The sequence below is a fragment of the Actinotalea soli genome (assembly GCF_017565425.1).
Classification (GTDB): domain Bacteria; phylum Actinomycetota; class Actinomycetes; order Actinomycetales; family Cellulomonadaceae; genus Actinotalea; species Actinotalea soli.
In genome coordinates this window covers 102,470-118,036 of record NZ_JAGEMK010000006.1, presented here as the reverse complement: position 1 = coordinate 118,036, position 15,567 = coordinate 102,470, and the positions used below count along the sequence as shown (strand labels likewise).

Genomic DNA, 15,567 nt, shown 5'->3' with positions numbered 1-15,567 from the left:
CCCGTGAACGACGTGGTGAGGGTTCGGTTCCCCCTGGAGCGGGACGACTTCGGATGGCCCCCCGCTGAGTCGGAAGCGCTGTGGGCTCGCCCTGTCGGGGCGGCAGCCTTCCGCCTCGACAACACCCCGTGGTTCGTCCGGGGGGTTGCGGCCGACGACGTCGTCGAGGCCCGGCCCGATGAGGACGGCGTGCTGTGGTTCGTGCAGCTCCTCGAGCGGGGCGGGCGAGTCGTGGTCCGCGTGATTCCGCGCCACGACGGGCCGCTGCGAGGCGACCGGCAGGCGGTGGTGGATGCCTTCGTCCCGCACGGCGTCTCCGGTGAAGGTATGGCGACCCCGATCAGCATGGTCGCGCTCGACATCGGCCCCGAGGGCCCCCTCGCTGCCATCAAGGGTCTCCTGGACGACGGGGAAGCCGACGGCCGCTGGCACTACGAAGAAGGCTGCGTCACGGAACGCTGGCTGCGCCTCTCCTGATCGGCCGGACACAGCACGATGGCCGCGCCGACGAGTGCCCAACTACTGGCACCGCCTTCTGGGCTGGCGAGGCGGGGAGTGGTCCTGGGAGGACTTTCCACACCGCCCAAGCGACTCAACACCATCGATGCAGTGAGCGCTCGTGCCGCCGTCAGAGAGACCGTGCTTGGTAGCAAGCCTGCCCGCCCCCGCGCAGGTCGTCGGCGCGGTCTCAGTTCCGGCGTCGACCGAAGAAGCGGCGGATGGCGCGGACCACGGCACCGATCACCGTGGGCGGCAGACCCCCGCCGCCCTGCCCGCCCAGGGACTGCCCGCCGAGGAAGCCCGCGTTGGGGTCCGGGCGGCGGTCGAAGCCGTCCCCATCGCCGGGACGTCGGATCGGTGGACCTGGCATGGCAGACCTTCTTCCGGGACGACGGCGACGGCAGGGCTGATGCTACGGACGGTCGCGTGCCGGGTCGACGGGTGTCGATGCGGTGGCGACCCGTCTCTCGTGCCTCAGCGCTGCCCCTCGCCGCCGAGAGCGATGCGGGCGAGCTCCTGCGCGACCTGTGCGGGTGTGCGCTGCTCCGTCGGGACGCGCGCGACCCAGGGTGCGGCCTCGTGGTGGAGGCGGCTGGCGGCCATGGCGCTGCGGCTGAGGTGGGCGATCAGCGCGGAACCGGTCTCGCGCTCGCCCAGGCGCGCTGCGACGACGTCGTCGGGAGCCGTGAGGAGGGCGGCGCGCAGCTCGACGGCCCCACCGAGGGCACGTGTCACCATGGCGTGCTCGAGGACACTCACGGTGTTGACGTAGATGACGCGCCGGTAGCCCACAGCCTCGTAGGTGCGCCAGAGCGCGCGCAGATTGGTCTCGGTCAGCTGGCCGCCGTCGGGGTCGTCGAACGGCTTGGGGTAGGCAGCGCTCAGGTTGTCACCGTCGACCAGGCAGTGCTCTCGCGCCTCCTGCTGCCAGAGCTCGGCGAGGGCGAAGGCCGCGGAGGACTTGCCGACCCCGGAGCGGCCGCCGATGAGCAGGACCTGGGTCGTCGACGAGGGAGAGGGCACGGGACCATCCAGCCATTCCGCGGCACGGGGAGCCAGTGCATTGCGGGTGCTCAGCCCAGGTCGATCGCCGTGTCCTCGTCGCGGTCGCAGGTCAGCACGCCGTCCTGCACGCGTAGTCGCGCGGCCTGGATCACCGACCGGCGCTGGTCGTAGCTGCGGTCCGGGGCGGCGCCGGTGCCGTCGCCGCTGGTCCCGGGGTGGGTGAAGTAGACGACGTACGCGGTCTCGGGGTCGACGACGACGACGTCGGCGTGCAGGCCGATCGTGGCGTCCTCGGGACGGGTGCCGGGCTGGTCGAGGATCAGTCCCTGGCGGGTCCACGTCGTCAGGTCTGCGGACCAGAAGACGCCTTGCCCGCGCCACTCGTCGACGACCATCCAGTACCGCCCGCCGAGCTCGAAGACGTTCGGTCCCTCGTGCGGCCGGTGGGTCAGCACCGGGCCGAGGACGGTCCAGCTGTCGAGGTCGCCCGAGTCGGCGGCCCAGGTGTGGGACTCGTCGGCCTCGTCCTTGTACCAGAGGCGGTAGCCGCCGTCGGGCAGCGGGTGCAGGCAGGCGTCGATCACGTACCTGCTGCTCAAGGGGACCTCGCCGCGGTAGGCCCAGGCCTCGAGGTCGGGGCTCGCGTAGTGCCGGATGACCCGCTCGTGGCCGGCCCACTGCTCGGGGACGCCCTCGATGTGGCTGACGAACATGTGGAACTCGCCGCGCTCGTGGACGATCTCGGGGGCCCAGAAGGTGTCGCGGCGCCCGGGCTCGAGGTCCAGGCCCTCGATCACCCCGCGGTACTCCCAGGTGCGGCCCCGGTCGGTCGAGACCGCGACGCCCAGGTCCGAGCCGTGCACCCAGGCGACCCCGGGCTCCTCGACCCTCGCCCGACGCTGGGTGTAGACCAACCACCACTCCTCCCCGCGGCGGACCAGCACCGGGTCGGTGCCGCCCCCGTGGACCGGGTCGACGAAGAGCGGAGCGTGAATCACGCCGTCGGGCCTGCGGCAGGACGCAGGTCGGTGACCTCGGCCCGCAGATCGCTGCGGAACTGCGCGTCGGCGTCGAGGGACTCGTGGGTGATCGCGCGGCCGTGAGTGGCCGAGGCGTAGATCGCGGTGACCAGCTCGAGGGGGCGGCGGGCGTAGGTGACCAGGTCCGGCATGGGCTCGCCGGCGACCAGGGCGTCGACGACGGCGCGCACCAGGGGCTCGTGCCCGCTCGGCTCGTCCTCGGCGGGGAAGGCCCACGCGGCAGTCTGGTCCTCGCTGACCCCGCGCGCGGGGGTGATCCGCCACGAGTCCCCGCTGTGCCCGTAGAGGTGCTCGACCTCGACGGTCGCGAGCTCGGTGTCGATCCGCACGTAGCTCGTCTCGCGCGGGGCCAGCACGCTCGAGACGGCGGTCGCGATCACCCCGTTGGCGAAGCGGATGGTCGCGGTCGAGGTGTCCTCCATCTCGATGTCCCGCGCGAGGCGCCACAGCCGGGCGTCGACCTCGGCCCAGTCGCCCAGCAGGTGGGCGAGCAGGTCCATCTGGTGGATGCCGTGGCCGAGCGTCGTCCCGCCGCCCTCGCCGTCCCAGGTGCCGCGCCAGTCGACCGCGTAGTAGTCGTCCTGCCGCAACCACAGGGTCTGGCACTGGGCGAGCAGCGGCCGTCCGAGGGCCCCGGTGTCGAGCAGGTGCTTGACGTGGGCCGCGGCCGTTCCGGTGCGCTGCTGGAAGACGATCGCGAAGGCCAGCCCTGCGGCGTCGGCGGCGGACTGCATGTCGTCGAGCTCGTCGAGGGACAGGGCCGGGGGCTTCTCGCACAGCACGTGCACCCCGGCCGCGTAGGCGTCGAGGGTCTGCTCGCGGTGCAGGTCCGGCGGGGTGCAGAGGATGACCAGGTCGAGCTCCTCGGCCGCGAGCAGCTCGGTGTGCGTCGCGTACCGCCCGCGGACCCCGTACGTGTCGGCGAAGGCCTCGCGGCGCTCGGTGCTGCGGTTGCTCACCGCGACCAGCTCGACCCGCGGGTCGGCCGCGACGGCCTGGGCGTGCAGGTGCGCGACGGCACCGGTTCCGACGATCGCGGCCTTGAGGGTCACGGGGGGCTCCTTCGCTCCAGGGAGGGGTCCGGCTCGTGCTGCTGGGCCGACGCTAGCGCGGGGAACGGGTGCCTGTAAAACGATTCAATCCGAGGGGCGCGCGAGCGCGGCGGTCGGGTCGACCAGGGGTCAGCGAGCCCCGCCGGAGGACGCCCGCACCACGAGCTCGGGCTGGAACTCGATGCGCTGCGGCGCGGCCATGCCCGGCCCGGCGGCCTTGAGCAGCAGGTCGGCCGCGACCTCGCCGAGCTGACGGGTGGGCTGGCGTACCGAGGTCAACGGCGTCATGAGCATCGACGCGAAGTTCACGTCGTCGTACCCGACCACGGCCATGTCCTCCGGGATCGCCAGGCCGTGCGAGCGCAGGGCCCGCATCGCGCCCAGGGCGGTCAGGTCGTTGACGCAGAACAGGGCCGACGGCGCGGTCCCCGCCGCGAGCAGCTCGGTCACCCCGGCCTCGCCCCCCTCGGCGTTCAGCGAGGAGACCGTGATCTCGACCATCGCCTCGTCGGGGTCCAGCCCCGCGGCCTCGAGGGCCCGGACCATGCCTGCGCGCCGGTCCACGCACTGGGCGATGCTCTGCGGCCCGTTGATGAAGGCGATGCGGCGGTGGCTGAGGCTGAGCAGGTGCTCGACGGCCATGGCGGCCCCCGCGACGTCGTCCACCGCGACCGAGGAGAGCTCCTCGGCGGGGGAGGTGCGGTCCAGCAGCACCACGCCCACCCCCCGGCGCGACAGCTCGAGCAGCGGCTCGAGGTCGGTGCTGGCGGGGGTCACCAGCATGCCCAGCACCCCGTGCTCCTCGAAGAGCCGCAGGTAGCGGGCCTCGCGCTCGGGGTCCTCGTCGGAGCTCGCGAGCATCAAGGTGTGGTCGGCCTGGGCGAGGCGGTCCTCGATGCCCCGGGCGACCTCGGTGAAGAACGGGTTGGCGATGTCCAGCAGGATCGCGCCCACGGTCGTGATGGTCCCGGCGCGCAGCTGACGCGCCGAGCCGTTGGGCACGAAGGACAGGTGCTCGATCGCCGCGAGCACCTTGGCCCGCGTGGTGGGGGAGACGCGGTCGGGGCGGTTGAGCACGTTCGAGACCGTCCCGAGGGAGACCCCGGCCTCCTGCGCGACGTCGCTGATGCTCGCGCGCCGGGGACCGCGCTGGGGTGCGCGTCCTGCTGTGGTGACCACCGGTTTCCCTTCGCTGCGCGACCGGCGTTGACGCCCGCCGAACCGCCTCCTAGGTTCATTCTGCCTGTGAACCGATTCAACGACGACACGGCGCGCGCGGGGGACCGTGGCGCGGCAGGAGGACCCGTGGCCCGAGTCTGCTTCATCTCCCGCATCCGCCCCGACCAGATCGAGACCTACCGCGCCCGGCACGCCGAGGTGTGGCCCGAGATGCTCGACGCCCTGCACGAGACCGGCTGGCGGGACTACACCCTGCACCTGGCCCCTGACGGGCTGCTCGTCGGGGTGGTCGAGGTCGACGACTTCGACGCAGCCCGCGAGGCCATGGCCGCCCGCGAGGTCAACGCCCGGTGGCAGGCCGAGATGGCTGAGCTCTTCGGCAGCGACGGCCCGCCCGACGAGGGCTTCGTCCAGCTCGAGACCGTCTTCGACATGGACGCCCAGCGCGCAGCCCTCGGCCGAGGGTGAGCGCGCCACCCGCCACCCGCCACCCGCTGAGATGTCACTTCTTGCCGCATGGGTATCGGGCCGTATCGCCAAGAAGTGACATCTCGACGCTGGGCAGGGGGTGGCGCGGGGGCGGCCTGCCAGTGCGGGTCGGGACCCAGGTGCGCTGCGGGCAGTGGTTGACCGGGGTTCTGGGGCGGGGGTAGCGTGCCGTCTGAAACGTTTCACAGGGCCGTGGGACGTCAACCAAAGGTGATGTGAGGGACAACAACGTGAGCACGGGGACGACGACGTCGGGCACTGCGGACCGGCGAGCAGCGGCGCTGGGGGCGCTCGCACAGCAGACCATCGAGCTGCCTAGCTGGGCCTTCGGGAACTCGGGCACCAGGTTCAAGGTCTTCGCCCAGGAGGGCGTGCCGCGGGACCCGTTCGAGAAGGTGGCCGACGCCGCCCAGGTGCACCGGTACACCGGTGTCGCCCCCCGGGTCTCCCTGCACATCCCGTGGGACAAGACCGAGGACTACGCCAAGCTCTCGGCCCACGCCGCCGAGCAGGGAGTGACGATCGGCGCGATCAACTCCAACCTCTTCCAGGACGACGACTACATGCTCGGGTCGCTCACGCACCCCGACGCCCGCGTCCGCGCCAAGGCCGTGGCCCACCACCTCGAGTGCATCGACGTGATGCGCGCCACCGGGTCCACCGACCTCAAGATCTGGCTGCCCGACGGCCTCAACTACCCGGGCCAGGACAACCTGCGCGCCCGCCAGGACCGCCTCGCGGAAGGGCTCGCCGAGGTCTACGCGGGCCTGGACCCCGAGCACCGCATCATCCTCGAGTACAAGTTCTTCGAGCCGGCCTTCTACTCGATGGACGTGCCCGACTGGGGCACGTCGCTGCTGCACTGCCTGGCGCTGGGCGAGCAGGCCATGGTGGTCCTGGACACCGGCCACCACGCGCCGGGCACCAACATCGAGTTCATCGTGGCCCAGCTGCTGCGTGCCGGACGCCTAGGGGCCTTCGACTTCAACTCGCGGTTCTACGCCGACGACGACCTCATGGTCGGCTCGGCCGACCCCTTCCAGCTGTTCCGGATCATGCACGAGATCGTCAGCTCCGGTGCCCTGGCCCCCGACTCGGGGGTCAACTTCATGCTCGACCAGTGCCACAACATCGAGCCCAAGATCCCCGGGCAGATCCGGTCCGTCATGAACGTCCAGGAGGCCACCGCCAAGGCCCTCCTCGTGGACGCCGACGCCCTGCACGCGGCCCAGCAGTCCGGGGACGTGCTGGGTGCGAACGGCCTGCTCATGGATGCCTACAACACCGACGTCCGCCCTCTCCTCGCCGAGCTGCGCGAGTCCCAGGGCCTGGACGCCGACCCGATGCGCGCCTACGGCGCCTCGGGCTACGCCGAGAAGATCAAGGCCGAGCGCGTCGGTGGCGCGCAGGCCGGATGGGGAGCCTGAACCGATGAGTCAGCAGAGCGCGACATCTGCCACCAACCCGGCCGCCGCGGACCTCGTCGGGCGGTCCAACCGCCTCGGCCAGGACCCGCGCAACACCAACTACGCCGGGGGCAACACCTCGGCCAAGGGCACCGAGATCGACCCGGTCACCGGTCAGCCCGTCGAGCTGCTCTGGGTCAAGGGCTCGGGCGGTGACCTGGGCACCCTGACCGAGAAGAACCTGGCCGTGCTGCGCCTGGACCGCATGCGCGCCCTGGTCGACGTGTACCCGGGGGTGGACCGCGAGGACGAGATGGTCGCGGCCTTCGACTACTGCCTGCACGGCAAGGGCGGCGCCGCCCCGAGCATCGACACCGCGATGCACGGCCTGGTCGACGCCCCGCACGTGGACCACCTGCACCCCGACTCGGGCATCGCGATCGCCACCGCGGCCGACGGCGAGGCGCTCACGCGCGAGTGCTTCGGCGACCGCGTGGTGTGGGTGCCGTGGCGCCGCCCCGGGTTCCAGCTCGGGCTGGACATCGCCGAGATCAAGAAGGCCAACCCGCAGGCCATCGGCTGCATCCTCGGTGGGCACGGCATCACCGCCTGGGGCAGCACGAGTGACGAGGCCGAGCAGCGCTCCCTGGACATCATCCGCACCGCCGAGGCCTTCATCGCCCGCCGCACCGAGGAGCTCGCCACCGCGGGCAAGCACCCGTTCGGCGCCGTCGTCCCGGGTCGTGAGGCCCTCGCCGAGAGCGAGCGTCAGGCCAAGGCCGCAGCGCTGGCCCCGACCGTCCGCGGCATCGCGAGCGCCGACAAGCCCCAGGTCGGTCACTTCACCGACGACGACGTCGTCCTGGACTTCCTGGCCCGCGAGAGCCTGGGCCGTCTGGCCGAGCTCGGGACCTCCTGCCCGGACCACTTCCTGCGGACCAAGGTCAAGCCGCTCGTGGTGGACCTGCCCGCGGACGCCGAGGTCGAGGCCGTGGTCGAGCGCCTCGCCGAGCTGCACGCCGCCTACCGCGAGGACTACGCGGGCTACTACGACCGCAACAAGACCCCCGACTCCCCGGCCATGCGCGGGGCAGACCCCGCGATCGTGCTGGTGCCCGGGGTCGGCATGTTCTCCTTCGGCAAGGACAAGCAGACCGCCCGCGTCGCGTCGGAGTTCTACATCAACGCGATCAACGTGATGCGCGGGGCCGAGGCGATCAGCACCTACGCGCCGATCGACGAGGCGGAGAAGTTCCGCATCGAGTACTGGGCCCTCGAGGAGGCCAAGCTCCAGCGGATGCCGGCCCCCAAGCCCCTGGCCACCCGCGTCGCCCTGGTGACCGGGGCCGGCTCGGGGATCGGCAGGGCCATCGCCGAGCGCCTCGCGGCCGAGGGCGCCTGCGTGGTCGTCGCCGACATGAACATGGAGGGAGCGCAGGAGGTCGCTGCCCAGCTGGGCGGGCCCGACAAGGCCGTCGCGGTGCACGCGGACGTGACCGACGAGGCCGCCGTGAGCGCCATGATCGACGCCGCGGTCCTGGCCTTCGGTGGCCTCGACCTGGTGGTCAACAACGCCGGACTCTCCATCTCCAAGCCGCTGCTCGAGACCACGGCCAAGGACTGGGACCTGCAGCACGACGTCATGGCCCGCGGGTCCTTCCTGGTGGCCCGTGAGGCTGCCCGCGCGATGATCGCCCAGAAGCTCGGTGGGGACATCGTCTACATCGCCTCGAAGAACTCCCTGTTCGCCGGACCCAACAACATCGCCTACTCGGCCACCAAGGCCGACCAGGCCCACCAGGTCCGCTTGCTCGCGGCCGAGCTCGGGGCCCACGGCATCCGCGTCAACGGGGTCAACCCCGACGGGGTGGTGCGCGGCTCGGGCATCTTCGCCGGCGGCTGGGGCGCGCAGCGCGCCAAGACCTACGGCGTGCCCGAGGAGGAGCTGGGTGCCTACTACGCCCAGCGGACCCTGCTCAAGCGTGAGGTGCTGCCCGAGCACGTCGCCGCGGCGGTCTTCGCGCTGACCGGCCCCGACCTCGTCCAGACGACGGGGCTGCACGTCCCGGTCGACTCGGGCGTGGCCGCGGCCTTCCTGCGGTAGGCGGGCGGCGTGGGTACCTTCGCGGCGGTCGACCTCGGGGCGTCCAGCGGCCGGGTGGTCGTGGGGCGGGTGCTCGGCGCGGCCGGTGAGCAGCGCGTCGAGCTGCACGAGGTCAACCGCTTCCCCAACGGCCCGGTCGCGCTCTACTCGGGGGCCGTGGGGGAGCGTCGGCTGCACTGGGACGTCCTGGCCCTGTACCGCGGCATCCTCGACGGGCTGCGTGCCGCGACCCGGGAGGCCGGGCGCCTCGACGCGGTCGGCATCGACTCGTGGGCCGTGGACTACGGCCTGCTCGACGCCGACGGCGTGCTCCTCGGCAACCCCGTCAACTACCGCGACGGCCGCACCGCCGGGATGTCCGAGCGGGCCTTCGCCGTCGTGCCCGCGACCGAGCTGTACGCGCGGACCGGTCTGCAGGTGCAGCCCTTCAACACCGTGTTCCAGCTGCTCGCCGAGCAGGGTGGTGCCCAGCTGGACGCCGCCCGGCAGCTGCTGCTGATCCCCGACCTGCTCGGCTACTGGCTGACCGGCAGCCGAGGGGCTGAGGTCACCAACGCCTCGACCACGGGTCTGCTCGACGCGACCACCCGCACCTGGACCGTCGACCTCGCCGAGCGTCTGGGCATCGACCCCGGGCTGCTGCCCGCTCTGCGTGAGCCGGGCGAGGCCCTCGGCCCCGTGCTGCCTGCCGTCCGCGAGGAGATCGGCCACCACGCGGAGCTGCCCGTCGTCGCGGTCGGCTCCCACGACACGGCCTCGGCCGTGGTCGGCGTCCCGGCCGAGCAGCCGGACTTCGCGTACGTCTCCTGCGGGACGTGGTCCCTGGTCGGGCTCGAGCTCGACCGGCCGGTCCTCACCGAGGCCAGCCGGGCCGCGAACTTCACCAACGAGCTCGGCGTCGACGGCACGGTGCGGTACCTGCGCAACGTCATGGGCCTGTGGGTGCTGCAGGAGTCCATCCGCACCTGGAGCCAGGCCGGGCTGCCCGCGGACCTCGCCGACCTCCTGGCTGCCGCCGCTGAGGTCCCCGCCCTGACGACCGTCGTGGACCTGAACGCCGCCGCGTTCCTGCCGCCGGGGGACATGCCCGCCCGGATCGCCGCCGCCGCGACCCGCACGGGCCAGACCCCGCCGCAGTCCCAGGCCGAGACCGTGCGCTGCATCCTCGACTCCCTGGCCCTGGCCTACCGCGGGGCCGTGCGCGAGGCGACGACCCTGGCCGGGAAGGACGTCGGCGTCGTGCACGTGGTCGGGGGCGGTGCGCGCAACGAGCTGCTCTGCCAGCTCACGGCCGACGCGACCGGACTCCCCGTGATCGCGGGCCCTGTCGAGGCTGCGGCCCTGGGCAGCGTGCTGGTCCAGGCCCGCGCCGTCGGGGTGCTCAGCGGTGGGCTCGCCGAGCTACGCGCCGTCGGCGCCCGAGGTCAGGAGCTGCGCCGTCACACCCCGGGACGCCTCGTGCCCGACGACGCCCAGTGGGTCGCCGCCGAGCGCCGGCTCGGGCTCGCCGCTCCGTGATCGACGAAGACCTGGAAGTCAGGTGCTCAGCGCCGGTGCGGGGAGCGGCGGGTGTGGCGGGGCGTGATGCGAACGGGTCGCGGCGGGGTGCGCTCCACGATCCGAGCCGCCGTGGCCAGGACGACGGCGTCCTCGACCAGGCCTGCGCGCAGGTCGGGCTGGAGCCACTCAGGTCCCTCCTCGGCCGCCCACCGGCGCCACTCGACCCCCGCGTAGGAGCCGGCCCAGGCCCCCGCCGCGCCGGCCACCGAGGCGAGCACGGCCTTGGCCGCCGAGCGTCCCTCGCTCAGGGCGAGGCCGAGGCCTCCGAGGGCCCCGCTCGCGACGCGGGCCCCGAGCACCGGGGCGTCGGTGCGGCTCGGGATGCCCGGCATCTTGTCCCCGACCAGCTCCCCGAGCACCGCGAGGCGCACCGACCCGCGCAGCAGCGCAGGGCCGACACCGCGGCGCCCGCGGGTCGCGGCGAGCACCGGGACGGCCACCCCGAGCGAGGACCGGCCGCCGACGGCCAGCCCGAGGACGGTGGATCTCATCAGTGTTCCCATGGGACGGGTCTACCTGGTCGTCGGGGTTCCGGCCATCGGGGCGGGCCGGAGGGGCGCCGGTGACTCCGGAGGAGCAGGGGACCCTCGTCCCCTCGCGCCCGGGTGCACGCACGCGAGAGGGTGTGGACGTCCAGAGGAGAGGTGGTCGTGTGGGCAAGGCACGGATCGGTGACGTCGCGGCGCTCGCGGGTGTCTCCGTCGCGACCGTCTCGAACGTCCTCAACCGACCCGAGAAGGTCACCCCACCGTTGGTCGACCGGGTTCGCGCCGCGATCGACGAGCTCCAGTACGTCCCGCACATGCCGGCCCGTCAGCTGCGCAGCGGGCGCAGCGCGACCATCGGCATCAGCGTCCTCAACGCCGCGAACCCCTTCTTCGGCGAGATCGTCTCGGCGGCCGAGCTCGCCGCCGTCGGGCGGGACCTGTCCGTCATGGTCGGCAGCAGCCACGAGTCGCCTACCTCGCAGGACAAGTACCTCGACGTGTTCGAGCAGTTCCGCTTCGCCGGGATCATCGTCACCCCCGTCTCGCAGGACCTCGAGCGCCTCCGGCGCCTGCACGCCCGCGGCATCCCCGTGGTGCTCGTCGACCAGGAGGACCCGACGCGGGTGCTGCCGTCGGTCTCGGGGGACCACCTCGCGGGCGGTCGGCTCGGAGGCGAGCACCTCGTCGCGGCGGGCTGCACACGGGTGACCTTCGTGGCCGGGCCGCTCGCCGTCCCGCAGATCGCCGAGAGGCTCCAGGGGTGCGAGGAGGCGGTCGGAGACCATGCGGGCGTCGAGCTCACGGTGCACTCGGGGCCCGGCATGGACATCGACCTCGGCCGCGTCGCCGGGGAGGAGATCCTCCGCCTGCCCGCGTCCCGGCGGCCCGACGGCGTCTTCGCGGCCAACGACATGCAGGCCATCGGCATCATGCAGGCCTTCCTCGCGGCCGGTCTGCGGGTGCCCGAGGACGTGCGGATGCTCGGGTACGACGACATCGCCTTCGCCGCGGTCGCTGCCGTCCCGCTGACGTCGATCCGGCAGCCGAGCCGTGAGATCGGCAGGACGGCGGCGACGCTGCTGATGGACCCGGCCGCCGCCCAGGACGTGCCCGCAGCACGGGTCCGGTACACCCCCGAGCTCGTGGTGCGGGAGAGCACCGCCGGGGCCGGGGTTGCGCGGGTCGGTTCTCCCCTCCCGGCTGGCTGACCGGCGTCGACCGTGGTGCGTCAGGCCTCGTCGCGCATCATCCGCGTGTCTGGTCGGGACGGGGAGCCTGCGGGGGCGGCTGCCACTCGTCCTCGTCGCTGATCGCCCGCGTGATGCGTCGACTGATCTCACGCAGCTGCCGCGCCTGAGCCCGGGTCAGCCGGTCGAGGACGAGCCGACGCACCGTGCGTGTGTGCCCCGGGGTGGCCTCGCCGACCTTGCGCTGCCCTTGCTCGGTGAGGACGGCCAGGGTGTACCGGCCGTCGGTGGGGTCGGGGGTGCGTCGCGCCCACCCCTTCGACTCGAGGCGCGACGTCGCTCGGGACAGCCGAGACAGCGAGCTGTTCGCATAGCCGGCCAGGACGCTCATGCGGAGCGTGTGGTCCGGAGCGTTCGCGAGCGCGAACAGGACCCCGTACTCGAAGTGGGTCAGCTCTGCGTCGCGCTGCAGCTGGGCGTCGAGCGCCGGCGGCAGCCACTCCAGGACCGTGGCGAGGGCGGCCCAGGTCTCGAGGTCCTCACCGCTGAGCCCTGCGGAGGTGTGCGGGTCTGGCATGACGACAGAGTACGTGCACGGACACCCCGGTGGTGCAACTTTTACTTGACAGGGAAAGTGAAGCCACGTAGCTTTCACTTGCTTGAGCAAGTGAAGGATGCCGCTGCCTGCGGTGTCTCCTGACGGATGGGACGGGGAGAGATGGATCTGCAGCTGTCGGGCAAGACCGCCTTCGTGAGTGGTTCGACGCAAGGGATCGGCTACGCGATCGCCGAGGCTCTCCTGGCCGAGGGAGCATCGGTGATCATCAACGGGCGAGACGAGGGCCGGCTCCGCGCTGCCACGGACCGCTTGACCGCCGCCGTCCCGGGCGCAGTCGTGACGGGGCTGGTCGCCGACTTCGAGGACCCAGCCCAGGTGCGAGGCCTCCTGGACGCGCTGGGTGACCTCGACATCCTGGTCAACAACGTCGGCCTGTTCGAGGTCAAGCCCTTCGCGGAGATCTCTGACGAGGACTGGCAGCGCTACTTCGAGGTCAACGTCATGAGCGGCGTCCGGCTCTCGCGGCACGTGCTCGACCAGATGCTCGCCAAGAACTGGGGGCGGATCATCTTCGTCGGCAGCGAGTCAGGCGTGAACGTCCCCGCCGACATGGCCCACTACGGCCTGAGCAAGGCGGCGATGCTCGCCCTGAGCAACGGTCTGGCAAAGCTCACCCGGGGCACCGAGGTGACGGTCAACACGATCCTTGGTGGGCCGACGTACTCCGACGGGGTGGCTCAGGCCGTGAACGAGATCTCACGGGCGCAGGGGGTCTCGGAGGACGAGATGAAGGCTGCCATCGTGGCCGGGAACCAGACCTCCCTGCTGCAGCGGTTCATCGAACCCGCTGAGATCGCCCACCTCGCGCTCTACCTCGCGAGCCCGCTCTCGTCGGCGACGAACGGCGCGGCGATGCGAGCTGACGGCGGGGTCCTCACGGCGACGACCTGAGGCTCCGCGGCGTCCCTCGGGGGAGGCCTCGATACTCGTCGCTGCTGTCATGAGCCAGCGCCACGCTCCAGGACGGGCACGGCCAGCAGTATCCAGGCGGCTAGGGCCATCCCCGTGGTGGCGACCGGGTAGGCATGGGCGAACGTGAACGCCTCAGGCCAGCGGCGCCGGTAGTCCTTGGCGCGTCCCAGCAGACTGGTGGTCTCCCAGGCGGTGGGGATCCCGGCATCGCTCCAGAGCTCTTCGAGTCGACGTCGGCCTTCTGGTCCTGCGGCGCGCGGACTGCCTCCCGCGACGATCCGCAGGAGAACGGCACCATCCCGGCTGAGCACGAAGGCGAGGAGCGGTGGGCCCCAGAACCCGTTGCGGCCGTAGTCGACATGCGCCAGCAGCACCTGGCTGATCTCGTCGACGCGCAGCTCTCCTGGCACGCCGATGCGCGACCGCCACACCACACGGGTGCCGTCGATCCGGACCTTCCGGACCCCCGCGCGGGCAGCGCGCTGCGGGCGGGCACCGTGGCGTCGATGTGAGGGTCGTTCTCCGACGACGAGCATCTCGAGCAGGTCAGCGATCCCTCGTGGGCTCCACCAGCGGGGATGGGTTTGGGTGTCGACCACACCGCTGTTGTCGGCGCCTGCGCCTCCGACCTTGAGTGCCTACAGCCCCGACCTGCACCACCGCGGCCGGGAGCCTTGGCTGGCGCCTCCTGCCTCAACGCAGGAGAGCGAGATCCCGTCGGATGTAGCGCAGGTGCGCCCACTCCTCCTCCAGGATCACGCGGATGCAGTCGCCGACGGTGGGGTGCCAGTCACCACCGCCCCACGGGTTGTCGCGTTCCTCCGCCAGCAGCTCCGGCGTGACGGTCGCCAGGACGTCGGTCACCAGCTGCTGCCGCTCGGCGCGTACGGCGAGGATCTCCTCGTAGGGCGGTGGGTCCACGCGGAAGATCGACATGTCGAAGCCCATCTGCTCGGCCCCGGTGAAGATCTGCCCGATCTCGTGGAACGGCTGCTCCACCTGCAGGACACCGCCGCGGAGCCAGGCGTCGGTCGCGAGGATCAGGTGCCGGAGGGTCTGGGCCATGGACCACTCGTCCTCGACGTGGGCGTCCACCAGCTCGAGCGGCGTGTCCGCCACCGTCGTCTGCCACGCGGACTGCACGGCGACCCATCCCTCGCGCAGGCCTTCGGGCGTCTGAGCCTTCTGCAGCTCACGGCCCGGGAACTGCCGGTTGAGCTCGGCCTCCACGAGGGGCACCACGTCGACCCCGTTGACGACGAGGCTGCCGAAGAGGAGGTCGTGGCTGTCGATGTCGAGCCCGTCGACGTCGACGCCGCGCATCGTCACGCCGGTGAGGTCGGAGAACCGCAGGGTCGCGCCCTTGAAGCTGGCCCTGACGAAGGACGCACCCTCGAACTCCTTCGTACCCGAGTAGGTCGCCATCGATCCATCATCACACCGCGTCCGGGGCGTGTCAGGACCGACAGGGGCTTTAGAGGTGGAGGAGCCGACGCACGGTGTTCAGGTTCCGGGTGGTGCCCGACACCTCGAGCGCGCGACCGATCGCGGCGTCGTTCATCTGCGGCCGTCCTGCCCCGTTTGCGTAGCGGATGTGGAGCTCTGATCCGATGACCTCCCACCTGTCTGAACCGGTCTCGTAGGTGCGGGCCTTCGCGACGGCCTCGGCGGTCGGCGCTCGCATCAGGAAGGTGATGTGGGAGTAGCGCGCTTCGACGACCTCGAACGGGTGCGCCTGAAGCGCTGCGGCGACCTCGGGGTGCGAGCGGGAGATGACCTCGCGAAAGAACCCGAAGTGCTGCTGGATCTGTGTCTCGAGTGCTCGGTCGAAACCAGGTGGTGCGTCGCAGACCATGTTGCCCGAGGCGATGTAGGTGCGTACGTCGCGCGCTCCGAGGCTCTCGGCGATCCTCCGCAGCTCTGCCATCGGCAGCGTCGAACCTCGTCCGAGATTGATGGCCCTGATGAGGTGGATGCGACGCTCGAGTCCCGGCGCGCTATCCGTCGTCGGCGTACCCATCGCTC

General features: G+C 71.9%; 17 protein-coding genes. 7 read left to right on the top strand and 10 right to left on the bottom strand.

Annotation, left to right across the window (positions count from 1 at the left end; genetic code table 11):
- The first annotated feature begins 3 nt into the window (after positions 1–3).
- Complete coding sequence (locus J4G33_RS12210) at positions 4–477, top strand: DUF4265 domain-containing protein (RefSeq protein ID WP_208056246.1); 474 nt, start codon at positions 4–6, stop codon at positions 475–477.
- Positions 478–688: 211 nt separating this feature from the next.
- Here J4G33_RS12210 and J4G33_RS12205 read toward each other — a convergent pair whose 3' ends face one another.
- The 5 genes from J4G33_RS12205 to J4G33_RS12185 all read right to left on the bottom strand — a co-directional run bounded on the left by J4G33_RS12205 (position 689) and on the right by J4G33_RS12185 (position 4,777).
- Positions 689–871 (bottom strand): hypothetical protein, encoded by a 183-nt coding sequence (locus J4G33_RS12205; protein ID WP_208056245.1) that lies wholly within the window; start codon positions 869–871, stop codon positions 689–691.
- A gap of 104 nt (positions 872–975) precedes the next feature.
- Positions 976–1,524: a hypothetical protein gene (locus J4G33_RS12200; protein ID WP_208056244.1), complete on the bottom strand. Its 549-nt coding sequence runs from the start codon at positions 1,522–1,524 to the stop codon at positions 976–978.
- A gap of 50 nt (positions 1,525–1,574) precedes the next feature.
- On the bottom strand, positions 1,575–2,504 hold the full coding sequence (locus J4G33_RS12195; protein ID WP_307793875.1) for a glycoside hydrolase family protein: 930 nt from the start codon (positions 2,502–2,504) through the stop codon (positions 1,575–1,577).
- On the bottom strand, positions 2,501–3,598 hold the full coding sequence (locus J4G33_RS12190) for a Gfo/Idh/MocA family protein (RefSeq protein ID WP_307793874.1): 1,098 nt from the start codon (positions 3,596–3,598) through the stop codon (positions 2,501–2,503). Before J4G33_RS12190 ends, J4G33_RS12195 begins: the two co-directional genes overlap by 4 nt.
- A 129-nt stretch (positions 3,599–3,727) precedes the next feature.
- A complete protein-coding gene (locus J4G33_RS12185) occupies positions 3,728–4,777 on the bottom strand; it encodes a LacI family DNA-binding transcriptional regulator (protein ID WP_208056243.1) in 1,050 nt (349 codons plus the stop codon).
- A gap of 126 nt (positions 4,778–4,903) precedes the next feature.
- On the opposite strand from J4G33_RS12185, the gene J4G33_RS12180 reads away from it, so the two are divergent.
- The 4 genes from J4G33_RS12180 to J4G33_RS12165 all read left to right on the top strand — a co-directional run bounded on the left by J4G33_RS12180 (position 4,904) and on the right by J4G33_RS12165 (position 10,294).
- Positions 4,904–5,245, top strand: coding sequence for an L-rhamnose mutarotase (locus J4G33_RS12180; protein WP_208056242.1), 342 nt, complete (start codon positions 4,904–4,906; stop codon positions 5,243–5,245).
- A gap of 251 nt (positions 5,246–5,496) precedes the next feature.
- Positions 5,497–6,693: an L-rhamnose isomerase gene (gene rhaI, locus J4G33_RS12175; protein WP_372435064.1), complete on the top strand. Its 1,197-nt coding sequence runs from the start codon at positions 5,497–5,499 to the stop codon at positions 6,691–6,693.
- A 4-nt stretch (positions 6,694–6,697) separates the two neighbouring features.
- Positions 6,698–8,776 carry a bifunctional aldolase/short-chain dehydrogenase gene (locus J4G33_RS12170; RefSeq protein ID WP_208056241.1) on the top strand — a complete coding sequence of 693 codons (2,079 nt, stop codon included), beginning with the start codon at positions 6,698–6,700 and terminating at the stop codon, positions 8,774–8,776.
- Between the two features lie 9 nt (positions 8,777–8,785).
- A complete protein-coding gene (locus J4G33_RS12165) occupies positions 8,786–10,294 on the top strand; it encodes a rhamnulokinase (protein ID WP_208056240.1) in 1,509 nt (502 codons plus the stop codon).
- Positions 10,295–10,320: 26 nt separating this feature from the next.
- Here J4G33_RS12165 and J4G33_RS12160 read toward each other — a convergent pair whose 3' ends face one another.
- Entirely contained in the window at positions 10,321–10,827 is a 507-nt protein-coding gene (locus J4G33_RS12160) for a hypothetical protein (RefSeq protein ID WP_208056239.1), read from the bottom strand.
- A 161-nt stretch (positions 10,828–10,988) separates the two neighbouring features.
- On the opposite strand from J4G33_RS12160, the gene J4G33_RS12155 reads away from it, so the two are divergent.
- Complete coding sequence (locus J4G33_RS12155) at positions 10,989–12,032, top strand: LacI family DNA-binding transcriptional regulator (RefSeq protein ID WP_208056238.1); 1,044 nt, start codon at positions 10,989–10,991, stop codon at positions 12,030–12,032.
- Between the two features lie 37 nt (positions 12,033–12,069).
- Here J4G33_RS12155 and J4G33_RS12150 read toward each other — a convergent pair whose 3' ends face one another.
- The gene (locus J4G33_RS12150; protein WP_208056237.1) at positions 12,070–12,588 is read right to left on the bottom strand and encodes a MarR family winged helix-turn-helix transcriptional regulator; all 519 of its coding nucleotides are present in this window, start codon (positions 12,586–12,588) and stop codon (positions 12,070–12,072) included.
- 141 nt (positions 12,589–12,729) lie between these two features.
- Here J4G33_RS12150 and J4G33_RS12145 point away from each other — a divergent pair, with 141 nt between their 5' ends.
- A complete protein-coding gene (locus tag J4G33_RS12145) occupies positions 12,730–13,521 on the top strand; it encodes an SDR family NAD(P)-dependent oxidoreductase (protein WP_208056236.1) in 792 nt (263 codons plus the stop codon).
- Between the two features lie 47 nt (positions 13,522–13,568).
- On the opposite strand, the gene J4G33_RS12140 is transcribed toward J4G33_RS12145, so the two are convergent.
- The 3 genes from J4G33_RS12140 to J4G33_RS12130 form a co-directional block, all read right to left on the bottom strand.
- Positions 13,569–14,141 carry a hypothetical protein gene (locus J4G33_RS12140; RefSeq protein WP_208056235.1) on the bottom strand — a complete coding sequence of 191 codons (573 nt, stop codon included), beginning with the start codon at positions 14,139–14,141 and terminating at the stop codon, positions 13,569–13,571.
- Positions 14,142–14,235: 94 nt separating this feature from the next.
- Positions 14,236–14,967 (bottom strand): DinB family protein, encoded by a 732-nt coding sequence (locus tag J4G33_RS12135; RefSeq protein ID WP_208056234.1) that lies wholly within the window; start codon positions 14,965–14,967, stop codon positions 14,236–14,238.
- 49 nt (positions 14,968–15,016) lie between these two features.
- Complete coding sequence (locus tag J4G33_RS12130; RefSeq protein ID WP_208056233.1) at positions 15,017–15,562, bottom strand: DUF1697 domain-containing protein; 546 nt, start codon at positions 15,560–15,562, stop codon at positions 15,017–15,019.
- Positions 15,563–15,567: the final 5 nt, after the last annotated feature.